The 26,850-nt window shown below is 44.6% G+C and carries 18 protein-coding genes; 2 read left to right on the top strand and 16 right to left on the bottom strand.

Annotation, left to right across the window (positions count from 1 at the left end):
- Positions 1–71 precede the first annotated feature (71 nt).
- From FJQ58_RS31325 to FJQ58_RS31380, 12 genes are all read right to left on the bottom strand, one after another.
- Positions 72–7,667, bottom strand: coding sequence for an immunoglobulin-like domain-containing protein (locus FJQ58_RS31325; RefSeq protein ID WP_139999673.1), 7,596 nt, complete (start codon positions 7,665–7,667; stop codon positions 72–74).
- 61 nt (positions 7,668–7,728) lie between these two features.
- On the bottom strand, positions 7,729–8,133 hold the full coding sequence (locus FJQ58_RS31330; RefSeq protein WP_139999675.1) for a hypothetical protein: 405 nt from the start codon (positions 8,131–8,133) through the stop codon (positions 7,729–7,731).
- A 29-nt stretch (positions 8,134–8,162) separates the two neighbouring features.
- The gene (locus FJQ58_RS31335; RefSeq protein WP_139999677.1) at positions 8,163–8,909 is read right to left on the bottom strand and encodes a hypothetical protein; all 747 of its coding nucleotides are present in this window, start codon (positions 8,907–8,909) and stop codon (positions 8,163–8,165) included.
- A 93-nt stretch (positions 8,910–9,002) separates the two neighbouring features.
- The gene (locus FJQ58_RS31340; RefSeq protein ID WP_338016196.1) at positions 9,003–11,360 is read right to left on the bottom strand and encodes a preprotein translocase subunit SecA; all 2,358 of its coding nucleotides are present in this window, start codon (positions 11,358–11,360) and stop codon (positions 9,003–9,005) included.
- Between the two features lie 493 nt (positions 11,361–11,853).
- On the bottom strand, positions 11,854–12,312 hold the full coding sequence (locus FJQ58_RS31345) for a hypothetical protein (protein WP_139999681.1): 459 nt from the start codon (positions 12,310–12,312) through the stop codon (positions 11,854–11,856).
- A 13-nt stretch (positions 12,313–12,325) separates the two neighbouring features.
- Positions 12,326–12,628 carry a hypothetical protein gene (locus FJQ58_RS31350; RefSeq protein WP_139999683.1) on the bottom strand — a complete coding sequence of 101 codons (303 nt, stop codon included), beginning with the start codon at positions 12,626–12,628 and terminating at the stop codon, positions 12,326–12,328.
- Positions 12,629–12,830: 202 nt separating this feature from the next.
- Positions 12,831–13,598 carry an IucA/IucC family C-terminal-domain containing protein gene (locus FJQ58_RS31355; protein WP_140000270.1) on the bottom strand — a complete coding sequence of 256 codons (768 nt, stop codon included), beginning with the start codon at positions 13,596–13,598 and terminating at the stop codon, positions 12,831–12,833.
- 33 nt (positions 13,599–13,631) lie between these two features.
- Positions 13,632–14,645, bottom strand: a complete 1,014-nt coding sequence (locus tag FJQ58_RS31360) for an ABC transporter substrate-binding protein (protein WP_139999685.1) — start codon at positions 14,643–14,645, stop codon at positions 13,632–13,634.
- 225 nt (positions 14,646–14,870) lie between these two features.
- A complete protein-coding gene (locus tag FJQ58_RS31365) occupies positions 14,871–16,652 on the bottom strand; it encodes an AraC family transcriptional regulator (RefSeq protein WP_139999687.1) in 1,782 nt (593 codons plus the stop codon).
- Positions 16,653–16,771: 119 nt separating this feature from the next.
- On the bottom strand, positions 16,772–17,398 hold the full coding sequence (locus tag FJQ58_RS31370) for a type 1 glutamine amidotransferase family protein (protein WP_139999689.1): 627 nt from the start codon (positions 17,396–17,398) through the stop codon (positions 16,772–16,774).
- Positions 17,399–17,512: 114 nt separating this feature from the next.
- Entirely contained in the window at positions 17,513–18,475 is a 963-nt protein-coding gene (locus FJQ58_RS31375; RefSeq protein WP_139999691.1) for a helix-turn-helix transcriptional regulator, read from the bottom strand.
- A gap of 50 nt (positions 18,476–18,525) precedes the next feature.
- Complete coding sequence (locus FJQ58_RS31380; protein WP_139999693.1) at positions 18,526–19,440, bottom strand: DMT family transporter; 915 nt, start codon at positions 19,438–19,440, stop codon at positions 18,526–18,528.
- Positions 19,441–19,589: 149 nt separating this feature from the next.
- On the opposite strand from FJQ58_RS31380, the gene FJQ58_RS31385 reads away from it, so the two are divergent.
- Positions 19,590–20,477 (top strand): AraC family transcriptional regulator, encoded by an 888-nt coding sequence (locus tag FJQ58_RS31385; RefSeq protein WP_139999695.1) that lies wholly within the window; start codon positions 19,590–19,592, stop codon positions 20,475–20,477.
- Positions 20,478–20,553: 76 nt separating this feature from the next.
- Here the strand turns inward: FJQ58_RS31385 and FJQ58_RS31390 are convergent, their stop codons facing one another.
- Positions 20,554–21,354: a helix-turn-helix transcriptional regulator gene (locus tag FJQ58_RS31390; RefSeq protein ID WP_162341891.1), complete on the bottom strand. Its 801-nt coding sequence runs from the start codon at positions 21,352–21,354 to the stop codon at positions 20,554–20,556.
- A 190-nt stretch (positions 21,355–21,544) separates the two neighbouring features.
- On the opposite strand from FJQ58_RS31390, the gene FJQ58_RS31395 reads away from it, so the two are divergent.
- Entirely contained in the window at positions 21,545–22,759 is a 1,215-nt protein-coding gene (locus tag FJQ58_RS31395) for an MFS transporter (RefSeq protein ID WP_139999698.1), read from the top strand.
- Between the two features lie 104 nt (positions 22,760–22,863).
- Here the strand turns inward: FJQ58_RS31395 and FJQ58_RS31400 are convergent, their stop codons facing one another.
- From FJQ58_RS31400 to FJQ58_RS31410, 3 genes are read right to left on the bottom strand one after another with little or no spacing between them, the layout of a single operon-like run.
- Entirely contained in the window at positions 22,864–24,054 is a 1,191-nt protein-coding gene (locus FJQ58_RS31400; RefSeq protein ID WP_139999700.1) for a Ger(x)C family spore germination protein, read from the bottom strand.
- Complete coding sequence (locus FJQ58_RS31405) at positions 24,047–25,150, bottom strand: GerAB/ArcD/ProY family transporter (RefSeq protein WP_139999702.1); 1,104 nt, start codon at positions 25,148–25,150, stop codon at positions 24,047–24,049. The genes FJQ58_RS31400 and FJQ58_RS31405 overlap by 8 nt, the downstream gene beginning before the upstream one ends.
- A gap of 23 nt (positions 25,151–25,173) precedes the next feature.
- Positions 25,174–26,826, bottom strand: coding sequence for a spore germination protein (locus tag FJQ58_RS31410; RefSeq protein WP_139999704.1), 1,653 nt, complete (start codon positions 26,824–26,826; stop codon positions 25,174–25,176).
- Positions 26,827–26,850: the final 24 nt, after the last annotated feature.

The raw sequence follows: 26,850 nt of genomic DNA on the forward strand, positions 1-26,850 counted from the left end.
TTTCCTCTCTTTCATGGAATAATCGAACCCGGAATTCACCAGGTTCGATCATGGTACTCAAACGGTTTCGTTTATTGCAACACGATTGCAGAAGCAAGGCTGTTACCAACATCCGTGAAGCTTCCACTATACGAATCAACTACAAACACCTTAACAGAGTATCCTGAACCAGATACATTAAAATGTGCAATCAAGTCTTCAGCAGCAACAATGTCTTTTTCTAAAACAACGATGCTTATTGGCTCCGTGCCTTTCATCAATTGAAAGACCACAACTTCTTTGCCCATATGCGCTGTTCCGGATGTCGGTGAAACCGTTACTTTAGCCGAAATACCATTAGTCGTAACCAATGGATTTCCAGAAATCGTAAACGGCTTGGCTCCTTCTTTCGCAAAATTGACCGTAACTTTGTCACTTTCATCGTAAGCACCACGGGTAAACGTTACTTTTACAGAGCCCGCCTCTAGGCCAAGCTGTGCAATCTCCAAAATAGCAGATGTTTCATTGCTAGCAACCGTAACTGTTCCAATTAACTGATCCGCAGAACTATACACGTTCACTACGTCCCCTGCTAGTAAACCAGACAACTGGATAAGATCATTTTGTCCTGCAGCGTTATTCATAATTAAAATGCTCGAAGCAGTTGGTGCCGCCGTTTGACCGTTTTTCAATACAATGACTTCGAAAAGCTTCTGTTCCGATATGCCATTTTTCGTAATCGTAGCCGTTAAAGTGATTGTAGTGTCACCTGCAAGATAAGCAGGACGCGTTACGGTTCCGTCAGATTTAATTAACCCTGTATTGCTGGATGACCAAGTAATCGCAGAGCCATTTGCCCCTGTATTCGGCAACGTCAAGTTTTGCATAACGTTAACTGAAGTTTCACCACTAGCATAAGCAATCGTAAGAGCCGTTTTATCCGCTTCTACCGATTCTACATCACTTAACGCCGATAGCTTCAACACGTTAATGGTAAACGTTTTTGTCTCCTGCTTGTCACCTTTGGTAATCGTCGCAGTCAAGGTCACAATGACATCGCTCGTTGTTTTCGCAGGACGGCTTACCGTTCCGTTCGTTGCGATAACCGTTGGCGCGGTCGAAGACCAACTGATCTCCGTTCCATTTGCTCCTGTTATCGGCAAGCTTAGGTTCTGTGTCACGCCTGTTGCCGAGTCGCCAGGAACAAAACCTACACTCAGTAACGCCGTGTCCGCTTCTACCGATTCTTTATCGGTAAACGTTGTTAGCTTCAACACGTTTACTGTGAACGTTTTTGTCTCCTGCTCGTTGCCTTTCGTAATCGTTGCGGTTAAGGTCACAATGACATCGCTCGCTGTTTTCGCTGGACGGTTTACCGTTCCGTTCGTTGCGATAACCGTTGACTCGGTCGAGGACCAAGCGATCGTCGAACCATTTACTCCCGTTAACGGCAAGCTTAGGTTTTGCGTCACGCCTGCTGCCGAGTCGCTTGGACTAAAGCCTACACTTAGTAACGCCGTGTCCGCTTCTACCGATTCTGTATCATTAAACGTCGATAGCTTTAGTACGTTAACAGTGAACGTTTTTGTCTGTTCCTCGGCACCCTTTGTAATCGTTGCGGTTAAGGTCACAATGACATCGCTCGCTGTTTTCGCTGGACGGTTTACCGTCCCGTTCGTTGCGATAACCGTTGACTCGGACGAGGACCAAGCAATCGTCGTTCCGTTTGCTCCTGTTAACGGCAAGCTTAGACTCTGTGTCACGCTTGCTGCCGAGTCGCCTGGAACAAACCCTACACTTAGCGACGTGGTATCCGTCTCTACTGACTCTCCATCGTTAAACGTCGTTAGCTTCAGCACGTTTACCGTGAACGTTTTTGTCTCCTGCTCGCCGCCTTTAGTTATCGTCGCTGTCAAGGTTACGATCACATCGCTCGCGGTTTTCGCTGGACGGTTTACCGTTCCGTTCGTTGCGTCCGTTCCATCTGCAGCTATTACCGTTGGCGCGGTTGATGACCAGCTAATTGTTGTTCCGTTTGCTCCTGTAATCGGCAAGCTAAGGTTCTGTGTTACACTTGCTGCCGAGTCGCCTGGAACAAAGCCTACATTTAGCGATGCGTTGTCCGCTTCTACCGATTCTTTATCGGTAAACGTTGTTTGCTTCATCACGTTTACAGTGAACGTTTTAGTCTCCTGTTCGCCGTCTTTCGTAATCGTCGCTGTTAGTGTCACAATGACGTCGTTCGCAGTTTTTGCTGGACGGTTTACGGTTCCGTTCGTTGCGATTACCGTTGATTCGGTTGAGGTCCAAGTAATCGCCGTTCCGTTTGCTCCTGTCGTCGGCAAGCTAATGTTCTGTGTTACGCTTGCTGCCGAGTCGCCTGGAACAAAGCCTACGCTTAATGATGCGGTGTCCGCTTCTACCGATTCAATAGCCGTAATGGATTCCTTGATCACTTTAATAACAAACTCTTTGGTCTTGGATTCACCGTTAAACGTCAATTCCGCTGTCAACGTAACAGTGGTATCGCCAGTTAAAAAAGCAGGGCGGGTAATGGTACCCGTTGTACCAACAATGGCTATAATATTCGGAAGATCCGTAGTCCAAGTAATCGTTGAACCTTCGGCTCCTAGAGCAGGAAGCTCTATATCGCCAATGACATGGCTAGCCGTGTCCCCTGCTGCAAATTGAAGGGTAAGCGCGTTTACATCGCGATTCAATGTTCCAGCACTTAATGCAAGATCGAGAGCAGACTGAATTGCCAACTGATTCTCGTATCCGGTGACTGGACGAGACATCAATACTTTGCTCGAAATGTCCAGCTTGTCGTTATACCCTAATGAATTATAGATCGATAAATCGAGTCCCAATGTGACATTTTGCAACGCTACTTGAATGGTTGCAGGGGTAATGGCAATGTTTACATTCGCCACCACTGTTCTATCCGAAAGCGCCGTATTCAATGCCGCTTGCACGTCTGCTGCATTTACAAAACCTGTAGGCGGTACCGATGCAAGCACAGCTTCTGCCACAGCGATATGATCTGCGTCTGTCCAGACTGTATATGCGCCAAGTGCTAAGCCAAGGGATGCATCTTCCAGCGCCTCTTGCATAGCTGTTGCATTCGCAGCCGTATTTACGGCCGCAACTGCAGCACGTTCATTTATCGCCACTTCAAGTGCCGCTTGTACTGCCGCTTGATCCGTATATCCGCCAGTAGGACGTGCGATGTACACCGCATTTGAGACTGCTTCCTTATCCGCATCTGACCAATACCCGTATGCCCCAAGTGTTAAATCAAGTGCTGCATCCTCCAGTGCTGCTTGTGTCTCTTCAGCATCTGATGCCAAATTCACGGCTGCAACAGCAGTACGTTCTGTTATCGCAGTATCAAATGCCGTTTGCACGGCCGCCTTATCTGCATAGCCGCCAACAGGACGATCATGCAATACTGCCGCAGCAACTGCCGACTGATCCGCCTCTAACCAGACGGTGTATGCGCCAAGGGTCAATTGAAGGTCTCCGTCTTCCAGTGCCGATTGCACATCCGCTTCATTTAAAGTAACGTTGACTGCTGCCACTGGTTTACGAGCAGTCACTGCCCCATCAAATGCCGTTTGAATTGCTGCCTCATCTTCGTATCCACCAGTAGGGAAAGCCGACAGAACCGCCGAAGCTACCGCTGATTTATCAGAAGTTGTCCAGGTTGCATATTCACCAAGCGTCAGGCCTAGTCCATTATTTTCAAGAGCCGTCTGTGCTGCTGCAGCTGTTAAAGCGATATTGACCGCTGCCACCGGCTGACGCGCTTCGATTCCATCTTCGAATGCAGCCTGCACCGCTGCTACATTTGTATAACCGGCAGGCAAACGATTAGCCAGCACATAAGCCGCAACCGCCTTTTGGTCCGCATCTGTCCAGGTTGCATAATCACCAAGTGTGAGCCCTAGATTAACGTTCTCCAAAGCGGTTTCCATATCCGTTGCATTTGCTGCAAGATTGACAGCGGCCATCGTTGCGTCCGCATCAATAGCACTGTCCAAAGCTAATTGCACGGCTGCTTTATTGGTAAATCCCCCGACAGGCCGGTTGTCGAAGAGATGGTCTGCAACCAACCATTGATCTGACAATAGTAAGGCGTCGTACTCCGACAAATCCAAGCCTAGCAAACCATTTTCGAGCGCCAATTGAATTGCAGTTACATTTATTGCAATGTTCACATCCGCTACGGGTGTCCGTTCATCAACAGCATCGTCAAACGCAGCTTGAACAGCACCTTTATCCTCATAACCAGCTCCAAGGTGACCCGCTTGCACTACAGTTGCCACGGCCGCTTTATCAGCAGTTGTCCAATTTACATACACGCCAAGCGTTAAATTAAGCGCAGCGTCCTCAAGTGCCGTTTGTGCTGCCGCTGCAGTTACAGCGATGTTCACGCTTGCTACAGGCAACCTCGCTGCAATGGCAGAATTAATTGCTGCTTGTACCGCAGTTTTATCAACATAACCGCCTACAGGGATACCGTCTAGAACTGACTGCGCCACTGCCGCATGATCCGCATTCGTCCAGCTTTCATATGCTCCAAGAGTAAGGCCTAGTGCACTATCCTCCAGTGCCGTTTGCATTTCTGCTGCATCTGCCGCAATGTTGACCGCCGCTATTGCCGATCGGCTGGAGACTGCTGCATTAAATGCGATTTGCACAGCAGATAAATTCGTAAAACCGTCGTTCGGACGAGAAACTCGCACAGCTTCTGCTACCGTCGATTTATCCGCATTTGACCAGCCGATGTAATCGCCAAGTACCAATCCAAGAGCTCCCGCTTCCAATGCAGTCTGGATTGAAGCAGCATCTTGCGCTGTATTCACAGCCGCCACATAGCTTCGTGCCGCCAACGCATTATTGAATGCAGTTTGCACAGCCGCTTTGTCAATATAACCATCGTTTGGACGAGCCGCTGATATTGCAGCCGCTACCGCTTTCTTATCCGCAGACGTCCAACCCGTGTAGGTTCCCTGAGTTAACGAAAGCGCTCCGGCTTCCAGTGCGGTTTGCATATCCTCATCATTTGCTGCTAGGTTAACTGCCGCCACCGCCACGCGTGCAATGATTTCTAAATCGAGTACAGTTTGCACGGCTGCTTTATCCACGTAACCTGCTCCGCGATTCGCCAGCACACCAGCCGCCACCGCCGATTTATCCGCTGATTGCCAGCTGGCATAAACACCAAGCGTAAGATTTAGGGTTGAATCCTCCAAAGCACTTTTCATCTGAGATGAATTGACAGCAATATTCACATATTCAATGGCAATAGCCATATCCAAAGCCGATTGTACTGCCGTTTTATTGGTATAACCGTCAGAAGGCCGATTGCTCAGTACCCAAGCAGCTACAGCTGTTTGGCTCGTAGGGGATAAGCTAGTGTAAGCTGCAGCCAAAGTCAGATCCAAGGAGACAGACTCCAATGCCGTTTGCATATCCGACGCATTTCCTGCTCCATTTATATTGGCAAGCGGTGCTACTGCTAAAACCGCAGCGTCAAAATCAGTTTGAATTTCAGTGAGCTCAGCATATCCCGTAACTGGACGATTGTTAAGGAGTGCTGTTGCCACCGCCGTTTTATCAGCCAACTTCCAACCAGCATATGTAGCACCTAGGTTCAGAGTAAGCGTGCCTTGTTCCAGTGCTGCCTGCATGGCTGCTGCATCCACTGCAATGTTCACGGCTGCGATGTCCGCACGAGCCGCCAAAGCAAGATCAAACGCAGCTTGCACAGCTCCTTTGTCCACATAACCAGTACCGGGACGTGCCGACTGCACATTCACAACAACGGCTTTTTGATCCGCCTCTGTCCAGCTTGTAAATACATCAAGATCAAGATTTAGTATTCCGTCTTGCAACGCTGTTTGCATATCGGCATCATTCGCCGCTGTATTCACAGCCGCAACTGAAGCACGAGCAACTAACGCAGCATCGAATGCAGCTTGCACAGCAGCTTTATCCACGAAACCCGTACCTGGACGATTCGCCAGAACGTCTGCGGCAACCGCCGTTCGATCTGCGGCAAGCCAGTCCGCATTGTAATTTGTTCCTAGATCAAGTGCAAGTGCTGCAGCTTCCAGTGCCGTTTGTGTCGCTGCTTCATTTGCAGCTAAGTTCACTGCGGCTACCGGAGTTCTAACGGTTACAGCTGTGTTGAATGCGGCTTGTACAGCCGCTGGATTGACATAGCCGTCCGTCGGACGATTCGCAACCACAACCGATGCAACTGCAGCCTGATCCGCTGGTCCCCAGCCTGGATATGAAGCTCCTTGATTAAGTCCGAGCGCTACAGCTTCAAGCGCTGATTCCGCTGCTGCAGCATCTGCTGCCAGGTTGACGGCTGCCATTGGAGCATTCTGCGTAACCGCTGCATCCAATGCAGCCTGAACAGCTGGTTGATCAGCGAAACCTGCCCCGCGGTTTGCCAGAACGAGTGCAGAAACCGCATCTTTGTCTGCCGTCAACAAAACGTTATATGCAGTAAGCGAAAGGTTTAATACATTGGCAGTCAAAGCGCTTTTTATGCTGCTTGCATCCCCGGCTGCGTTGACCACGTCAACAGCTTGAGCTACTTGCTCGATCGCTACCAGCGAGCTAAGCGTTGCTTGTATGCTAGACTGATTGGCAAAAGATCCATTCGTCGTTTTATAATTTAGAAGCGCCTGAGCGGCTGCTAATCGATGTGCAGCATTCAATTTATAATATTCGATTAGATCTAGGCCAAGATCCGAAGCTTCCATTGCCGATTTCATCGCATTGGCTGTAGACGTATTATTGAGTGCTTGAACTGCTACAGCGTAAGCTGCATCTTGCGCACGCTGGGTTACAAGCGCGTTGAGCTTCGTTTGGATGGCAGCCTTGTTGGCAAAAGCTCCGTTCGTTTCTTTAAAATCATACATTTGCTGAGCGACCCCGCTTTGATCGGGTAAGCTCAAGTTGTGGAAGGAAGTCAGGATGAGCCCAAGATAAGCATCTTCGAGCGCAGCCGTCATTGCACCTGCATCGGTTGCATCATTTACGCTTTTTACAGCGAAGGCAAGCGCTTCATTATCCAGCGTTGCCTGAACGGCAACGTTAAATTGATTCTGAATCGACCCTTGATCTGCAAAACTGCCATGTGCAGTACGATAGTCGAGCAGTAATTGTGCCGCTCCAAGCTTGCCATCCGGCGTACTCAAGTTGTTGTAAGTCGTCAGAATCAAACCGAGTGCCGGGTCTTCCAGCGCGGTTCTCAAAGCACTTGCGGAAGCTGCTGTATTCACAGCTTGGATAGCATTGTATAAAATTTCTACGTTCTGTTGATTAGCCACAAAATTATTCAATTCTTGCTGAATCAACGGTTGCGAGCCAAAGCTGCCGTTAGCTGTGCGAAGATCGATCATTTTTTGGGCAACGACTTCTTTTCCTGTTGGGCTTAAGCTGTCGTAACCTGTGAGATTTAAAGCCAAATCCACTTGAGCGAGTGCGATTTGCATATCGGCTGCAGTAGCCGCCGTATTCACTACAGCAATAGCTGAAGCTTCATCAGCACTGGCAATATTGGTTGGCATGACAGAAATGACCGATGTTGCAGCAAATGTTGCGGAAAGCACGGTTGCGATACTTTTAGTTAACGGTTTATGGTTCTCATTTTTTCTCTTCGACATGTTTGAGACCTCACTTTTTTTTCCATTTGAAAGCAGTCTGTTCATCCATTTTGCGCACTATTTATTTGACTTGAAACACTTGCCATTCATCCGAACCAAAGCGGACTAGGCTTACGACATATTCATATTTGCGTTGTCCCATCGAATTCTGATAGAACACCTCCAAATTGACACGATAAACCGGTTCGTCCCCACTCGTTACGAACATTTGGGATTTGAGAGCATATCCCTTGTCCAATAAAGGATCATTCCGTAGCTTCTGAGAAAAATGCTCCTCCACGTATCGACTAGCAATTTCTATGATCTTAAGCTGTTCCACCAGCTCCAAACGATCGATTCCTTGGACAATCTCTTCGTCATGGGGAATATCCGTGTTGGGAAGCTCGTCGGTCGACTCTGTCGATTTCAGCGTCGCTGAAAATAAACGCTGACGCAGACGAGCCCATCTTCCTGCCAGGCCATCCATATCCTAACCTCCCGATACCGTCCTCTCTATTATTCCGTCGCGGCCTCAAGAACCGAGGCAATTGCTCCGTTAAAAGTTTTTTGAATATCAGTACGGTTTAAGAAACCTTCAGCGGGTACAGCTTGGAGTACCAAATCAGCCGCTGCAAGTTTGCCTTCGGCGCTTAGATTTCTATAGTTCAGCATAACCAGTCCCAAGTAAGGGACTTCCAATGCATTTTTCATCTGCACTGCGCTAGTTGCGGTATTGACAGCTGTGATGGCATCGCGCAGTACCGAGATGTCTCTTTGAGCGGCTACTGCCTTATTCAGTGCCTGCTGGATAACACCAGAGTCTGTGAAAGCCACGTTGGAATGAATAGAAAAGAGAACTTCAGCTACTTGTGCTTGGTCTACAGGACTAAGCTCATGGTAACCTGTTAAATTCAAAGCCAACTCCACTGCCGTCAATGCAACCTGCAGCTCTTCTGCTGATACAGCATTTTGTATGGAATCCACTGCTGTCACCTCCGTTTGAACGACAATTGCTGGTGCATCTATTTCTACAGTTGGCACATCAACCCGTGGTGATTCCTCTGCCGCCTCAATCGCAGGACTAGCCGTATCCGTTGGCTGAATGTACACGGTGTCTGCTACGCTAACATCTTGGGACACTTCGGCAGTTGTGAAATTTGCAGGCAATAATGGCACTACTGTTGCAGCTGCAATGGTTAAAGTTAATGCTTTAGCAACCGTTTTGCTTAATTTTTTATTTGAACCCGATCCATTCTTTGACAAGGAAATACCCTCACTTCTACGATAAATTTATATTTTTTAGCTCAATGAAACTACCAGCCGATCTATAGCAATCGATTTGACCGCTGACTGAGTTTAAGCAGATCCACTAAGCGGAAAGGCAAGCTGGTCTTTCATCTCCTGAATCACTTCTCTAGTAATGGCCCGATGGTATTTGCGTATAAATTTCAGATGCAGTTGATACGCTTCCTCCTCATAAATGTCGGCAAGATCCCGCTTTTCAATGGCCCGTAAATGAATGCCTTGTTTAACGGACCCTAAGACCTCCATATGTTCCATCCAACATTGATCGATTAGTCGCAAACACCGCTCTCTCCAACTGGAACGCCACTTTTCCAGCAACTGAGTTTCCAAAAACAGTGACCACCCTTGACGCCATTGCTGTCCTACCTGTTGACGTATTTCACTTGGAGTCATCAATTCCACAGCATGAATAGAAACCGTTAAACCAAACTCTTGTCCCAACTGCCTTACTTTCCATTCTTCTGGAAGCCGCTTCGCCGGGCACAGCCGTTCAACGCAGATATCTATCCAGTGGGAAACGGAGCGAGAAAGAATATCTTCCATTTTCTCTGAGTGCAAAATGTCCTCCCGCTCGGAATAGAACCACTCCCTCTGCCTATGAACGACACAGTCAAGTTTATATAGCAAAGTGCGAATTCCGTACATTTGCTGTTCTGCCCTGTTCTGGGCCATGTCTGCAAAACGAAGCAATTGTTGAGAGGATACGCCCTCCTCTCCCCACTTCCACGATTCGCGCCAATCCTCTGCCTCATCACTAGCGAAACGCAGAAACAATTCATCCTCTAGCGAGATAAAAAACTGAGATGCGCCTGGATCTCCTTGCCTACCAGACCGTCCTCTCAATTGCAGATCGATCCTGCAGCTTTCATGCCTTTCCAGGCCAAAGACATGCAATCCACCTAACTCAGCTACGCCAGCTTCTAGTCGAATGTCCGCTCCGCGACCTGCCATATTCGTTGCTATCGTGATCGCTGATTTTCTTCCTGCACGTGAGATGATTTCTGCTTCTTCCCGTTCTGTCTTCGCATTAAGCACCTGGCACGGCAAATGGACTTGAGACAGTCTCGCGGCTAGTTGCTCTGACTGCTGAACCGAGGTTGTACCTACGAGAATAGGTGCTCCACGTTGATGCAGAGCTATAATTTCCTTTACCAGACGTTGAAACTTAGCTGCCTTGGTGGAAAAAACAAGATCAGGAGCGTCCTTCCGAACGATCGGCCGATGTGTGCTTATCGGCATCACTTCCAAACCGTAGGTATGCCTGAGCTCTTCGGTTTCTGTCTGTACCGTGCCAGACATGCCGATTAAATGCGGGTACAGGCCAAAATACTTTTGAACTGTGATTGAAGCATTAGTGCGAGTTTCTTCGCTGAGCCGCAGCCCTTCTTTCACTTCAATCGCTTGGTGCAATCCGTCGCCAAATTCCCTACCTTCCAGCACTCTGCCCGTAAATGCATCGATTATATGTACTTTTCCGTCTGTAATTAAATAATCCCGGTCAACTTCCATTAATACCTGAGACCTTAAGCTCTGAAGCAAATAGTGGTAAACCGTCATTTGATCCAAATCAAATAAATTATCAATCATAAACACCGTTTCAATCTTTCGAATTGCCGATTCGGTGAACATGACTTGATTGGTTTCGACATCGCGCTCGTAATCTCTATGCTCCCGTAAGCCTCTGACAAACTTGGCGCATATGTAATAAAGGTCCGGTGCGGCTTTTGACTTGCCTGCGATAATCATAGGCGTTTTAGCTTCGTCAATAAGCACACTGTCAATTTCGTCAATTATCGCGTACGCCAGCGGTCGCTGAACCTGATGCTTAGGATCATATACGAGATGGTCCCGCAAGTAATCAAAGCCAAATTCCGACCAAGTGCCATAAGTTATTTCGCATTCGTATACGGACTGTTTCTCCTCCATACGAAGCTCTGACCTGTTAAGACCGACTGTCATACCCAAAAAATGAAACACTTCTCTTGCCTGCATGTAATCCCGCTCCGCTAAATAAGGGTTGACCGTAATCATATGGACGCCCTTGCCTTGCAGCCCGAACCAAAAAAGAGGAATGAGTGACGTCAGAGTCTTTCCTTCGCCGGTCAGCATCTCCGTGACGTTTCCTTTGATCATCATGTAACCGCCCAGTAACTGCTCATCATGCAGGATCACGCCCAACTTGCGTCTAACCGCTTCCTTAACAATTGCAACAGTCGTGTAAGTTACATGACGAGGCTGCATATGCTGGACAACCTCTTCTCTGAGCCGCTCAATCTGCTGTTGAAGTTCTGGCTCCGATAAATGACGCAGGAGTTCGTATTTTCGATTAATCAGAGGTAATGCTTTTTTGATACCCGCTTCATTGTGCTTTACCAGCCCTTTTGCCCACCATGCCCCACTCAGTCGTATGCTCTAAACCTCCCGACAAAAGAATATAGTAAAATATTCGCATATTACGAGCCTATTCGACTATCTATATACATCTATCGACCTACTACAACAATAACTTTAGAACTATAATCATATTAGTCCATAAGTTTGAAGAAATATTTTAAAAAATAACCAAAAATCATCTTTCCTTTCTTAAAAGTTAACTGAAACTATTAAATTTAAGTCTAGATTCAATTTGATTTTCTTCTAATTAAAAATAATGATACTTATTAACTATTAATCATTGAGAAAAAGCATTACTTATTAATCAGTCTCCATCAGACTTTTGGCTCAGGAGAAGTATAATACAGCCCAATGACGGCAAAATGACAAACTTTTATATAAAATCCAAATAGAGAATATAGCATAAAGAAGTGGGGACGGAGAACAACAACTGCCGTTTCAAAAAAAACTTGTCATAAACAAATACAGCCAACCTCTCAAGAGGTTGGCTGTATTTGTTTTAAGACTTTTAATTGGATGGAATGATGCGAATATCCTTATCTAAATTGGCAAGCATCATGTAATTGCGATTGAAAGTAAAGATGCGTTTTACTTGATAATAGGACATGGTCACAGCAGTGAATGCCTCGCTGAGCGAAAATCGGAGTTCGGGCCTATCCATCAGCAGCCTGCGCGATTCCCCATCAAATTCAGGGCCGTTGGAGATAACCGCCAGCTTGCCTTTACTTACCGCTTTATCGATGGCCTTCAAAAAATATTCCGCCTGCTGATAGCTGTAGTCATTGCGCAGCCATTCGTGAAGATCAAATATAATGGAATTGGTCGTCACGTAATTACGTTCTAAGTCATGCAAATCTAGAAACAGGGAACGCGCTTTTACATAACGGGGATCTTCAGGGTTCATTAAAGCGGCCAAAGCAGTTCCGTCCAGAAAAATGGTATCCTGTATATTCAAGTCGTTATCCATAGGTCAGCACTCCTTAATCCACTATTTTGCAAATGCCATCCAAATAAAGTAGTGGGTTATCTTCTTTTTGATCCACTGAAATGGTGGTTCTTTCATCAGGGATACTTGCCAGGTATTGAACAATGATTCCATTTACGATCGCTTGTACGGTCGTTTGCTGCTTATCAGCGATTGATTTCAATTCAACATAATATTGCGTATTGAGTTCTATCATACTTTCTTCTTGTTCTTCACTTTTTGATGAAATGAATTCGGAAGCTGTAGATTTCGCTTTTTCGAATTGGTTCTGAATGAAGCGTTTGTAGTTTTTCACCATCGAGATTCACTCCTTATGTATAGCTTCTATAGAGATTCGTCGAATTTTGTCGATTTCAGGGGGTAATATGAAAATTAATGCCTGCAGCTACTTTGAAACAAAAAAGATTACCCGTTCGCGAAAATGCAAAGTACCGCCCATAGAGGTGGGCGGCGCTAGGTTATATAGTTATGCTTTTAGTAGACAAGCTTACAGTGATCCCTTAGCTGCTTATCTTTGGACAGTTAGAGCAGTATTCTTTAATGCTGGACACTTCATAATAGAAGCAGCAGGTTTTGCGAATACGGATGGGCGGATTAGAATCAGATGAACAAGTCCGTTTGCCATAGAAGCGGCTGAGCGGGTTTTTCTTTTCCCCGAATAAAACGCCAGGAGCCTGATGAATTAAATACTGAAAGTCGGCTTGGCCGTGGGAATGCTCTCGCATTTCTTCCCTTACCCCGATTCGCTTCTCGTAAAGCGAGAATACCCGAACTGCAACATTTTCCCATAATATTGATTTTGGTACGTTGGACACTCTGGACATGACTGCTATTAACTTCCCAATGTTCCCGGCAAAAAGAGCTAGAAGAACCTGATCGCGCCAAACATGCCGATCGATCATTTCCGGCATTGCAGTGCCAATATCGGTTAGGCTGACATGCTCAAGCCAAGACTGATTCGGCGAAGATTCAAGATAGCAATTCTCCGCAGACAGATCCAGTCCCTGGTTATACACGGACATCGCATACAACAGCGGAACGGAAGTTACGAAGGCGTACCTTTTAAAAAACTGCGAAGCCGTGATCATCCTCGACGGGGATTGTAGAAGCACTGTCAGCCTGTCTAAATAAGCAGAGCATATCTCCGCGTCGAGCAAGTCTGCCGCTCTTATCGAATAATCAGGACGGGCTGAACCATATTCACTCAAGCCAAATTGAGAGTTTAAATAATCCCATTCTTCCTGCATGATTCGTGACTGCTTGTTCATGCGCACCCCCTAGCATTCTCTGGTCAACAGGAATTAGTTAAGTGCATCAGCGATCTGATCGACAATCAAATTGATTGCTATTGGCCCATAATAACCGATCCATTGCGCTGTATTCTCTGCATATACTTGGTTTTCCTTAACTGCTTTCTGACTTTTCCAGATCATCGTATTCTGAAATTCAGTCGTGAGCTCTACATTCGTATCGTCCTGAAGAAGGAACAAATGATCAGCAGCTAGATCCGGGAGAGCTTCAAGCGAAATCATCATACTTGAATCTTTGCTGTTGACTGCCATTTGGGGTGGAGCTAGGCCTAAATCATCATATAAAATCTGAGAAGTCCGATGCGATGAAGTTTGGAGACGAATCATTGCATCCCGTGGCCTGATCAATGCCACCGTTTGGCCCTTCATTTTGTCTGTCAGCTCCGCTTTTAGATCGCTTACTTTTTGTTTGTAACCATCAACCAGCGCTTGCGCCTCTTGGGGCTTATTCAAAATTTGCCCAAACTTCAACAGTACGGTTCGCCAATCCTCATTGCGTTCCAGTACAATCGTCGGTGCGATTTTGAGTAGATCTTCGTAGATATCGTCATGGAATTCCGTTGCGATGATAAGATCTGGCTCTATCGCAATGATTCCTTCCAGATTCGGTTCGATATACGTTCCGAGTAGCGGGATATCTCCCATTTTATCGCCCAAATATGGCGGAAGTCCGTTATCGGTTTCAGCAATTACGCTGCCCGCGGGTTGAACGCCCAGAGCCAGCATTTGATCTGCGTACTGCACGTCCAACACGACAATTTTCTCCGGTATCTTCTCAAGCGTTATTTCACCTTTTAAATGCTGGATAGTGACTGGTGGTGCGAGGATGGGCTCCACAACAGCGCTGCTATTTGTAGACTGCTCATTTGTTGCTTGAGGTTGATTTGTCGTTCCTGCTCCAACGTTATTGCTTTCTTGTTTTGAGCTGTCTGAGCATGCGCCTAGAAGTATGACTAAACATACGAACAGGCTAAAGGTCCATGCTAATTTAATCTTGGGATACATATGTGTAATTCCTCCGTTTCTTAATTGAGAATGACACTCATCGTCACTTACAACACTATAACGACTTGTTCCGTTATCATCAATGGATATTTGCGCCAAAGACACTGGATTATGACGACAAAAAAACACTGCTGCTCGGATCGGAATATCCGCAAACAACAGTGTTAGTATAAGAAATAGATGAGCGATGCACTCGTAGTTCCCTATGTTTTAAGGTAAAACAATTTATTTCGCATCCAAGAAAACCTCAGCCACTTGATCAACCACCTGATTCAATGCGATAGGGCCGTAATAAGCAATCCAAATGCTCGCTTTGGCATGGTAGATTTGATGATGCTGAACCGCACGCAAACTTTTCCATGTCGTCGTTGTCTGAATCTCATCCGACCAAGCCTTACATTTATGGTCGGTCAACAAAAAATAATGATCTGCATCGAGCTCCGGCAAGCCATCCAAAGAGATGAGTGAGCTGGTTCTTTTACGGTCAACCGCTAGTTTCGGCGGATATAGACCCAGATCCCGGTATAGAATCGCTGCCGTCCGATGAACGGATGTATGCAGCCGAATGCTATTTTCCCGCGGCCGAATCAGCGTAACGGACTGACCATGCAGCTTTGTTGCCAGTGACGATTTCAGGCCGCTGATTTTGTGTTTATATTGCTGCAATACCTGTTCCGCCTCATGTTTTTTGCCCAAAATTCTCCCAAAGATTCGCAAGGTTTCTCTCCAGTCGCGATTTCGCTCAAGCATAATTGTCGGCGCGATATAGGTAAGGCTTTCATATATGTTTTTCTGAAACTCCGTGCAGATGATTAGATCGGGCTCCAAATCACGCAGTGCATCGAGATCGGGTTCATCCAACGTTCCCAAAGGCTGGAACTTGCGCAGCTTGCCCATCAAATACTCCGGATAGCCGGTAAGATCCCCGGTTACCATGACGCTGCCGGCAGGTTGCTCGCCTAGTGCCAGCATATGGTCCAAAAACTGAGGATCGAGCACCGCAATTTTCTCAGGCCGATGCTGGAGCACTACCTCACCTTTAAGGTGAATGATCGACCGCAGCGATCGACGAATAGCAGCATGCAACGGATCTGACGACCCCTGATTTTCTCTGTCAACTGCTTCCCAATTAAATGCGTTTACATCCATATTCTCCACTTCAGTACGTCTAGCATGCTGCATCGAATCTCGGTACGTACTTGGCGATACACCCGTGTAACGCTTAAACAATCGGCTAAAGTAGTAGCTGTCCATATAACCGATGGCTTCGGAGATATCCTTAAGCCCTTCATTCGTGCGACTTAGTAATTCCTTAGCCTTGTCTATACGGATCTGCATCAGGTAGTCAATTGGACCAAGCTCCAGCCGCTTGTTGAACATTCGCTGTATGGTCCGCGGGCTGCAATTCAATAACGCTGCAAGTGTATCTGCTGTAATCGGATCGGCATAGTGTTCATCCATATATCTAGCAGCCTGCAGTACCAAATCTGGCGAAGCCTGCTCCAATTGCTGCTGCTGCAGTTCTCCCATCAGCTCGCAAATGAACTGATAAAACCATGATTTCACCTGCAGCTTCGCCATTGCTTCCGGCCGTGCCCATTCCTGCTCCATACGAGACAGGGACAGGAGCAGCCGAGCAGGATGGCTGACCACGAAACCGTAGTGGATCTCAAACGGTTCGGTGCTAGTCATTAATTGAAGCAGATCTGGACTGCATGGCTGAGGTAGAGAGGCGTTATATTGAATCGCATAATATTCCAAATGGTCGGTAATGTCCAAAATCGTAAGCACCGATCCACTGCCGGCATGGAAAACATATCCATTCCCCATTTGGTGCTCAACCCCATCTACCATAAGTCGCGCACGACCTCGTATCGTATACAATAAAGTACTGTACGAGAGCTCATAAGTATGCGAATTCTCGTCAATCGGATGCATAGAGCGCTGTACGTTCATTATATTCAAAGTTACCTGGTTCCAAAGGGTAAGGTGATTTTCCACAATCATAAGATGATGTCAACTCCCAAGAGATTCTGTCGCTCACTTGAAGACTAAAGTCAGTCTAGTCAGCATACCATCATTTTTGACGATTTCAAATCACACTATCGAGCGTTAGATAGATAGCTTCATTGGATTAATTCCATTAACTCATAGAAATATTTAGAGTCATGAGTCTTATACAGACCATACCATGCATCTAATGTTTCTATGGAAAACACACCCAGAGCTTTCAAGACATGAAACGAAAATTCCAAAGGAGCTATCCCAGAAGCAGTAATCAGAGTTCCATCCGTTACAGCAGGCTCCATTTTGTATTCCTTTTCGCCCGTGTACGCAGGGCAAATCATTTGTAAGTATCCGAGATCATTGCTTGTATGGCTGCGCGAATTCAGCAATCCTCTCTGAGCAAGCGCGGTTGTAGCCCCACAAATCGCCGCAACTACTATCCCCTCCTCAAGACACCTCTCAGCGAATGCTAAAATGGGTTGATGCGTTATTTCTGTCCAAGTATTTCCACCGGGTAAAATCAATGCGTCTGCGCTTTCTATGCTGCACTCATCCAGTTGAATATCAGGCAATATTTTCAATCCGCCCATGGTTGTGACAGCAGTCTTCTCCAGTCCCACAGTAACTATTTTTGACGGGCTTAGACCCTTTTTATAATATCTTCCCGAGTTCAGTTCGGCAGTCAAGTAACCTATTTCCCAGTCTGCCATTGTGTCAAACACATAAAGATATACCATATTATTCATTTGCAACTCCTCCTCTTTTTCACCATTCTGCACGCGATACCAGCCCTCGAACAGAAATCAATGACTATTATCATTATAAAATAGCTTCACTGACAGCTGCTGTCAGTGAAGCTATTAAAGTTGATAATATTCCAATAGCTCCGACGCAACGGCAGCCAGCTTCACTTTTAAACTCTGTGGTTCGATGACTTGAATGGATTTTCCATAGGATAGGAGAAAATGAGGAACATAAGCATGAAGGGACTCTTCCTCCAGTTGGAAGACTGCTTGATTGGATGTCCGCTCTTTCAAATAATGCCCCATAAACCAATGCAAGCATAAATCATCCAATGCCTCTGATCTGCCTGTGATCGTTACAGCAATTAAACCATCCTTGCCTGCTAAATCAGGCAACAGATTTTTCATAAATAATTCACGCGCAGAAAACGCTTCTGAACGTTTAAACAGGATTGGTGTACGTTTGATTTGTAAAATCCGATCTGCCCGAAAGCTGCGGATCTCATTTCTAAGGTGGCAAAATGCAACGGTATACCATTTATTTTTCCAATATACGATTCCATATGGGTCTATCACCCTTTTCTTCGGTTGTTCGTCACGGCTGGTGCGATAATCCATGTCGATTGCGTATTCATTAGCTACGGCCTGCTCCAATTCCGCCAGTATCGGCTGAATGGAAGGATCTCTTTTCAGGTTTATAACTTCAAATCCGGCTACATGATGGCCGAGCATACTTTCTTGCTCTTGATTCGAATACATTTTTAGTTTTAACGTCGCATTGCCTAACGCCTCGCTCAAAGGATATCCAGCCTCTTCTGCAAATGCAGCAGCATGAAGCAGTGCCTTTTTTTCTTCCATATCAAATAACAGAGGCGACTTAATAAATGTATTCAGCAGGCTATATCCGCCATGATGACCTGAATCAGATATAATCGGTACTCCACTCGCGTTAAGCGCATCCATATACCGATATACGGTCCTTATATTGATTTCCAACTTTTCAGATATTTGCTTTGCGGTTATTTTCACACCCGAATTCAGCATCCACAGAATGGCCAGCATATGATCGTTTTTCGGCATTGTTTCCTCCCTCGAATGCATTTCTATTACACCTTAACGATTCAAAAGAATCATAGATGGTTGTCAATTATTCGTATCCTTTGTAAAGACTTTGTCCAAAAATACATTCCCATGCCGAATAAAGTTACCATACCGCCTAAGAGCTGAAATAAGGATATGGTTTCTCCTAACAATAGATAAGCAAGAATAATAGCTAGGACAGGTTCTCCAATAATGCCAACCGAAACGGTAGTTGCCCCAATTGATTTCAATAATAGATTAAATAAAAATTGCCCAAAAATAGTTGGAATAATGGCAAGCATCAAAAAATATGTCCAATCGGATGAGCCATACTCCGTTAGAGAGTAGTTATTTATCAAACTATAGACGAGCAAGACGATGCCAGCAATAAAAAAAACGATAATACTGTACACATTTGCATCCATTTTGCCGCTTACCTTCTGCCCCGCCAAGAGGTATATGGAAACAAAAATTGTGCCGATTAATGATAAGAAGTCTCCGAATAACGCTTCTTTCGAAATGCTTATATCACCTGAAGCGATAAGGATTGAACCAAGAAGTGCAGCGATCAGGCAAGAAATAGTTAGTAAATGAACACGTTCTTTGAACAAGAAGTACGAACCGATCACTACAAATAACGGCTGTAAAGCGAGAATGACCATGGAGCTTGCGACCGAGGTATAGACCAATGATTCCATCCAGAATAAAAAGTGCAGCCCTAAAAAAATGCCGGCTAACATTACGATACTCCAATCTTTTTTATTCATTTCTATGGATCGAAGCAGCCTCCAAGGTACAAAAGGCAGCAGGATAACGACGGAAATAAACAATCTGTACATCCCAGCCACAGAAGTAGGCGTATCCGAAAACTTGATTAGAATGGATGAAATAGAAACGGACAATATACTGATAAATAACAAAATAAACGGATGAGATGACAAAATTGATTTCGCTGACTTTAACATAATTCCTCCATACGAATAAACAATTGCCTGTGCACGGAATTGTAAAGGTACGCTTAAGCTGGATATAATAATATCATCACGGATGATTATTTTGTGTAATTATTTCTTTCTTTTATATCGAAATATCGCCAACATAAAGGAGCATTGCTTTGAGCAAACAATTATACGAGGCCATTCAGTATCCTGACGAGACATTCCCCTACATCATGTACACCCATACTCTTCATAAATCGATTCCTGAGGGCAGAGGTTTTAACGATCTCCATTGGCATGAAGAATTACAAATGACATTAGTGTCCAAAGGGCACTTAACGATACAAATTAATGGAATGGATTATGATTTAAAAACGGGTCAGGCTATTTTTATTAATAAAAGCGTTCTACATATGGTTACACACCTTACTCATGACGGTGAATATGTCAGTTTTAACTTTCCTGAAAAGTTGCTAGCCTTCTACTCGAATAGTGCCATGGAAAAAAGCTATGTTCTTCCTTTTACCAATTCTTCTTTATTGTCTTTGGAAATCAAAGGAGAAACCGATTGGCATAATCATATTCTGCAAATTCTTTGGTCCATGAAAAAAGAATTTGAGATGAAAACAAACTGGGGATGGCAATATGAGGTTTCCATTAAGACCGTCCAGCTTTGGTTAATTTTAATCTCAAACATTTCGCTATCTTCCGAAGAGTCCACTAAATCTAACAGACTTCAACAAGAAAGACTTCAATTAATGCTTAGCTATATTCATCAAAACTATTCAACGGATATGACTTTAAAAGAAATTGCCGACACAGCCCATCTGAGCGTTTCGGAGTGTGCTCGCAGCTTTAAGAAGAGCATTCATATGACTCCTTACTCCTACTTGATTAAGTACCGTATTAAGAAAAGCTGCGAGCTGTTAGAGTCTACGGACTATACAATTACCGAAATTGCCCGAACCGTTGGTTTTAATCATGTCAATCATTTTATCCAGTCCTATAAGAAGCATCAAGGCATGACTCCTAAGGAATTTCGTAAAAATAGAAATAGCAAATAATAAAGGGAATTCGGTTTTTAGATGCTACGAAAACAAAAACCCCGCTAAAGTTAGCAAGGTCTTATTTAAATTCGCTTTATAAATTTATCCGTTCGCGAAGCTCCCTCTTTCTGTATTGGCTTGGCGATTCGGCCATTAGACGTTTGAATAAAATGGAAAAATAATTCGCATTTTCATAACCAAGCAAATGGGCAATCACCGATATTTCCAGCTTGGTTGCAACAAGCAATTGTCTGGCTTCGGCCATGCGGCGATGTAAAATATAATTGATTGGCGAGTCGTTGTACTTTCGATGAAACACATGAGAAATGTAAAATGGGCTCATATGAAACTCGGTTGAAATATCCTGTAGCGTGAGATGGCGCAAATAGTGAATATCCAAATATTCTTTTATTCCAATTGCAAGGGTCTCTGCATTCCTCACTTTATCGAATATCGTATTTTCTTTATTCAACCGATGAACCCAAATGACCAATACCGATAATAATTGATAGGCGGCCAGCTGATACTGGTCCCGTTTGTGCTGCGCCTCTTCAAATAACAGGTCAAATAAAGAGTGCACGGTATTTATGTGTTCCTTTGTTTTCATGACTGGGCAGCTTTCCAGCGGTATTAACATTTCCATATCCGGATGTATAATGCCGCAGTAGTAAAGGCCCAACGGGTTATTTTGGCTTGAATACTCCTCATGGATTACGCCTTTATTGTATACCAGCAGGTCTCCCTCCTGCACTGCGTAACGTTCACCCGCAATCGTCACAACACCTTCGCCCTTCGTTACAAAAATAAGCTCGCTGAAGTGCCCGTGCTGATGTGTTGGAAAATTCCAATCCGGCCGCTCCAATACTTTTCCGATATAGTGTAAGGTTACATTCATAACTATTCTCATCCTCAGATCTGACTGTGCTTGCTCTAACATTATTATCTTTTATCCAAGTAGAAAAAAGCAAGATCTATCACATTTAGCTGAAGGAAGCCAAGATGTTGCATTGTAATTTCATTCATCAAAAATTATGATTATATCCTGCATAATAAATAGAGAAAAAGACAGGATAGGAGAATTTTATATGTTAAACCCACAATCCCTTGCTGGCGTACAGTCGCAGCCAAAGGAGAAGATGCCGGCCTCGCTTGCATGGTTAACGATAGGAGCCTTTGCCATTGGCATGACCGAATTTTTAGTCATGGGACTGCTGCCTAACGTAGCTTCCGATCTTAACGTAACCATCCCTCAAGCCGGCCAAATTATTACGAGTTATGCTCTGGGCGTTGCAATCGGAGCACCCATTTTGACCATTTTGACGCATTCCGTCGCGAAGAAAAAACTGTTGCTGCTGCTTGTGCTCATTTTTATTCTGGGCAATGCTTTTTCCATGATTGCGCCGACGTATCCCTTGCTCATTATTGCAAGAATCGTGACTGCGCTTGCTCATGGTACGTTTCTTGGCGCAGGAACTTTAATCGCTACCCATCTCGTTCCTCCTCACAAAAAGGGAAGCGCGGTAGCGCTGGTCTTGGCTGGACTTACAATTGCCAATATTGTTGGCGTACCCTTCGGTACCTTTATCGGTCAGGAATTCGGTTGGAGGGCTTCATTTGGGGTGATTACGGTTTTGGGCATTATTGCGCTAGCTGGTATCTGGAAGCACATCCCCATTATTACCGAAAGCCACAATGCCAGCGTAATGCAGGAGATTAAAGCCGTTGTAAAACCACAGGTGCTGCTTATGCTCATAGCCGGCTTATTTGGATGCGCAAGCCTGTTCGCCTTATTCACCTATATCTCGCCAGTGCTTCAGGAGATTAGCGGGTTTCAAGAACAAAGCGTTACCTGGATTCTTGTCATTTTCGGCATATCCGTTACCATCGGCAATTTAATTGGAGGCAAGCTCGCGGATTGGAAGCTGCTTCCCGCTCTAATGGTTAACTTCGCATGTTTAAGCATCGTTTTGGCCGCTTTTTCGGTTACCTTACACAATCCCGTTTTAGCGATAGCAACTTTATTTATTTGGGGAATTGCCGCCTTCAGCATTATGCCGGGCATTCAGCTCCGTACCATGACTTTGGCAAGTGAAGCTCCCATGCTTGTCGCGACCTCCAATCACTCTTTTCTTAATATGGGGAATGCCTTTGGCGCCTACATTGGCGGCGTCGTCATTACGCATTCTGGCCTAGGCGGCTTGCCATGGCTCGCAGCAGGCTTAGCTTTAATCGGCTTCGTGCTAGTCATCGTCATCATCCAGACTGATAAAAAGAGCGGGCATATCCAGACGGATCAATAAAACATAACGTAAATCAATAAGCATATTCAACCCTATTGAAACTTTAGCTCCTCCAATTGGCGCGGTGTGCCTACTTGGGGGAGCTCTTTGTAATCAATAAGTCTTTATTTTGTAGAAGAACCATAATCCGTAATCGTAAGTTTAATCTCAAAGGTAACCGGAATTCGACTAAATTCCTCATCCCAGTTTTCTTTAACTTTTTTCCATTTCTGAGGATATTTAATAGAAAGATTTTTCCCGAACCCCGCTACGTCCACTTTGTACTTCGACTGCATTTTCCACATCAGATTATTTATCATTTTTGTTAAGCGTTGTTCGAAAACCATCTCTGCCGCTTCCAAATATGTCAGCTCGGATGGGTTTTCATTGATATCCCAATTCTCAATTAATCTTCCTTTCGATTCAATTGATATATGAAAGGATAAATCATCGCCTTGTAATTTTGCAGTCATTTTACTTTTCATGGATTTAATCTCATAGGAAATCGTTTGATTTCTCCAGTCATAACCTTTGATCACTCCTCCATGACCAGATCCTTGAATCCAAGATAAACTCTCCACATTTTCCTGATTCAAATCGCCAATCCACTTGCTTTTATCCCCCTTAATAATGCCTGCGCCTGAGAATTCGATTTCCCCATTTGAAGAAATGATATTTTGCAGCAAGAAGCTTTGTTTGGAGTGGATCAGGCCATCCAGCTGAGTGAGATTGACCTCTTTCATTACCTTATTGGTCCTGTAACTATTTTGAGTCATCGAGTTAATTCGAAATGCAGGAACTTCTTCCGGTTGGTCGCTCAAAAACGTGTCATAGGCTCTTCCCTTGCTAAAGAACACCCTGCAGCTTGGGCGTATATCATTATCACGAAGCACGAAGTCCATCAGTTGATCCATATGCTGCTGTTGAGCCAATTTTGTTGATACCACAATCACTTTCAGATGATGACCGATGACTGGGCGATCACGGCGGGTGGAGTATTGGCGCATAATTTCAAATATGGAATCCCCCGTCAATCTTAAATTTGAATATTTTAATAACTGCTTCTCTTTGGATTTCTCTTGTCTTTCGAATGATTTAATCGGAACGATTTGTACGGTCGCTGTGACTAGATTTTTTTTGAAGTAGTTTGCACCTTGGCTTTCCAAGTCCCGTTCAATATCAACCCGTTCGCCTACATCTAATGCCAGCCCCGTATAAACACTTAAATCTTCGATTTCTTTACTGCTCCAGCATCCTTGTATGACAACAAGAGAGGATAGGAGAAGCATAATAAGCATCTTTTTTTGTCTATACATGGTGTTTTAAAACCTTCTTTCTAAACAAGAAAATGACAGATAGCAGGACCGGTACTAGGAAAAAGATAGCAATGCCCATCATGCCTATTGAATCACCCAACTTAAAAACTTCATTTATTCGCTCGGGGAGCAGCGCCGTAATAAAGATAGCCGGTATTAATCCAAATATTACTGGAAGAATTCTAACACCAAATACCTGAGAAATGCCTAACGATGCATGATAATAAAAACTTGTGAAATTGCAAAACAGTTGCATCATCCAGATGACCAAAAAAGGAAATTCGAATCGTTCAAAAATCAATCCTGCGATTTCAAAGCTCCGAAGGAGATCAATGGTAGGCCATGTGCTATTCATAACCGAATCAATAGACATTCCTCCGATCACGACAACTACGGTCATAAGGTAGAGCACAAGAGGAATTCCTATTCCTGCAAAGGTCGCTTTGACGGCCCGCTCCGGATGCTGCATGTGAGCAACGAGAATCATGATGACCTCACATCCTGTAAATACGAGTACAGTCGACTTCAGCCCCTTAAATACCGGCAGTAAGCCTTCACTTAAAACAGGACGTAAATTATCGATTTCAAACAATCGGATACTTAAGAAATAAGAAAGCACCAATATTAGGATACTGATCGGGAAAATAATCTGAAATACCCTTGCAATAGAATTAATTCCTCCCAAACAAATATAGGCACCTACCCAAATGAAGGGAATCACAATGGCCCAAATAGGCGTTCCTTCCAACAAAAAATAGATAGTAACCTCTGCGAATACCCTTACCTCGAATCCCGCAATCACAATGAAATAAATAATTAAGCACACGCTTAACATCCCGCCAGGGACAGTTCCGACAATTCGTTTAGCATATTGGTACACCGTGTTATTCGGAAATTGTTGGCTTAATTTCACCATGACTAGTGATACCATTAGAACGATAAATCCGCCTACTAATACAGATAGCCACACATCCGGTGTTTGCGCGCTTTCAATTACACTTCGGGGCAAGGTTAAAATTCCCGCCCCAAGTACTGAATCCGTTATAAATATCGCAGTTTGTCTTGTCGAGATTTTATCATCAGTACGTGTAAACATGCTTGCTCCTCCAATCTAGGCAGCTAAGATATTCGCTTCTTGTCTCGAGTCTTCATCATTTTCGGTCGTTTCTTCATTAAGGGCAGCGGAGCACGCACAAATAAATCCTTCCAATCGCTAAAGCGAACTGGTGAGAATGGTGTAACATAAGGGACGCCAAAGCTTTTCAGCTTGCTTAAATGACCGCAGATCAATAAAAAAAACAGGATCGTTCCGAACATCCCTAATACTGCTGCGCATAACATGCCCCCGAAACGTAAAATTCGCAATGTAATGCCTGCACTGTACACAGGTATTGAGAAAGAGGAGATAGCAGTCACCGCAACGACTATGACCAAAAAGGGACTTACAATTCCTGCCTGTACAGCAGCCTCTCCAATAATCAAACCGCCAACGATGCCCATTGCGGGCCCAATCGGCTTAGGTAAACGAATTCCTGCCTCACGTAATATTTCTATAGATATTTCCAGAATCAACACTTCTATTAATGAAGGAAAGGGTACGCCTTGCCTTGTTTCAATAATCGTAACGGCTAGCTCTGTCGGTATTAAGCCTGGATGAAAGGAGATAAAGGAAATATATAAAGCTGGTGCCATTAAGGCCAAAAATGCTGCGAAAAACCGCAGCATTCGCAAAAAAGTTCCTGGGAGCCAACGGTCATAATAATCCTCAGGCGACTGCAGCAGCATGCCAAAGGTTACGGGAACAATTAGAGCGAAAGGAGTACCATCCAAGAGAATAGCTATCCTTCCTTCTAATAAACTGTTTATGACACGATCGGGGCGCTCTGTATTTTGAGTTTGCTGAAATGGGCTTAGGTAATTATCTTCGATGAGTTGTTCGACATAACCAGACTCAGCGACGAAATCTATATTGATTTTTCCAATTCGGTCTCTAACCTCCTGAAGTAGGTCTTGATTCACGATTTCCTTCATGTAAGCAATAACTAATTTCCTTTTAATTCGGGCTCCTACCTCATACATATTTATTTCCAGATCATCGCTGAAGCCTTGTCTGCGCAGCATAGATGTATTCTCGCTTAATACCTCGGTAAAACCGATGCGAGGGCCGCGAAGCAGAGCTTCAGAGCTAGGTTCGTTAATTGCCCTTGACTTCATATTTGACGCGTGGATCAGCAGTGCATTTGGCATGCCTTCAATAAGCAAGGCCGTACAACCCTTCAAGATGGATTGATTTAAATCATGAAGATCTTCAGCTTCATAGGCCTCGCACACGGGCAAAACATTTTCTAGAAGATAGGTGGATAACGCCAGAGGATTTATGCCTGTTATATCCCTCTCCGTATCAGACATTAAAATTTTCATTACATACTCACTAATCAACTCTTCATTCTGCATCCCGTCTACAAAAATAAGCGCAGCCCGAGCATGAATGACCGTTATTTGAAATTCACGAAAATGAACATCACTATTACTGCTAATAGCTTGTTTGATTGCATTCAAATTCTCATCATAATCGGCAGACAAATTCGACTTAACAGCATGCTCGTTTCCGTTCTTATCTTTTTGGGTAGAAGCATCCTTTTTTGTAACTAACGACCCCAGATATTTGTTTAGAAAATAAATACCTATGGCAATCAACATACTGATGAGAGCCTGCGCACACATTTTCCAATCGGGAAGGTTCGATGTTATAAAAGTCCACAAGGTAATCATTCCTCTCCAAAATACCTTTGGTTT

Source organism: Paenibacillus paridis, from assembly GCF_006345825.1.
Classification (GTDB): Bacteria; Bacillota; Bacilli; order Paenibacillales; family Paenibacillaceae; genus Pristimantibacillus; species Pristimantibacillus paridis.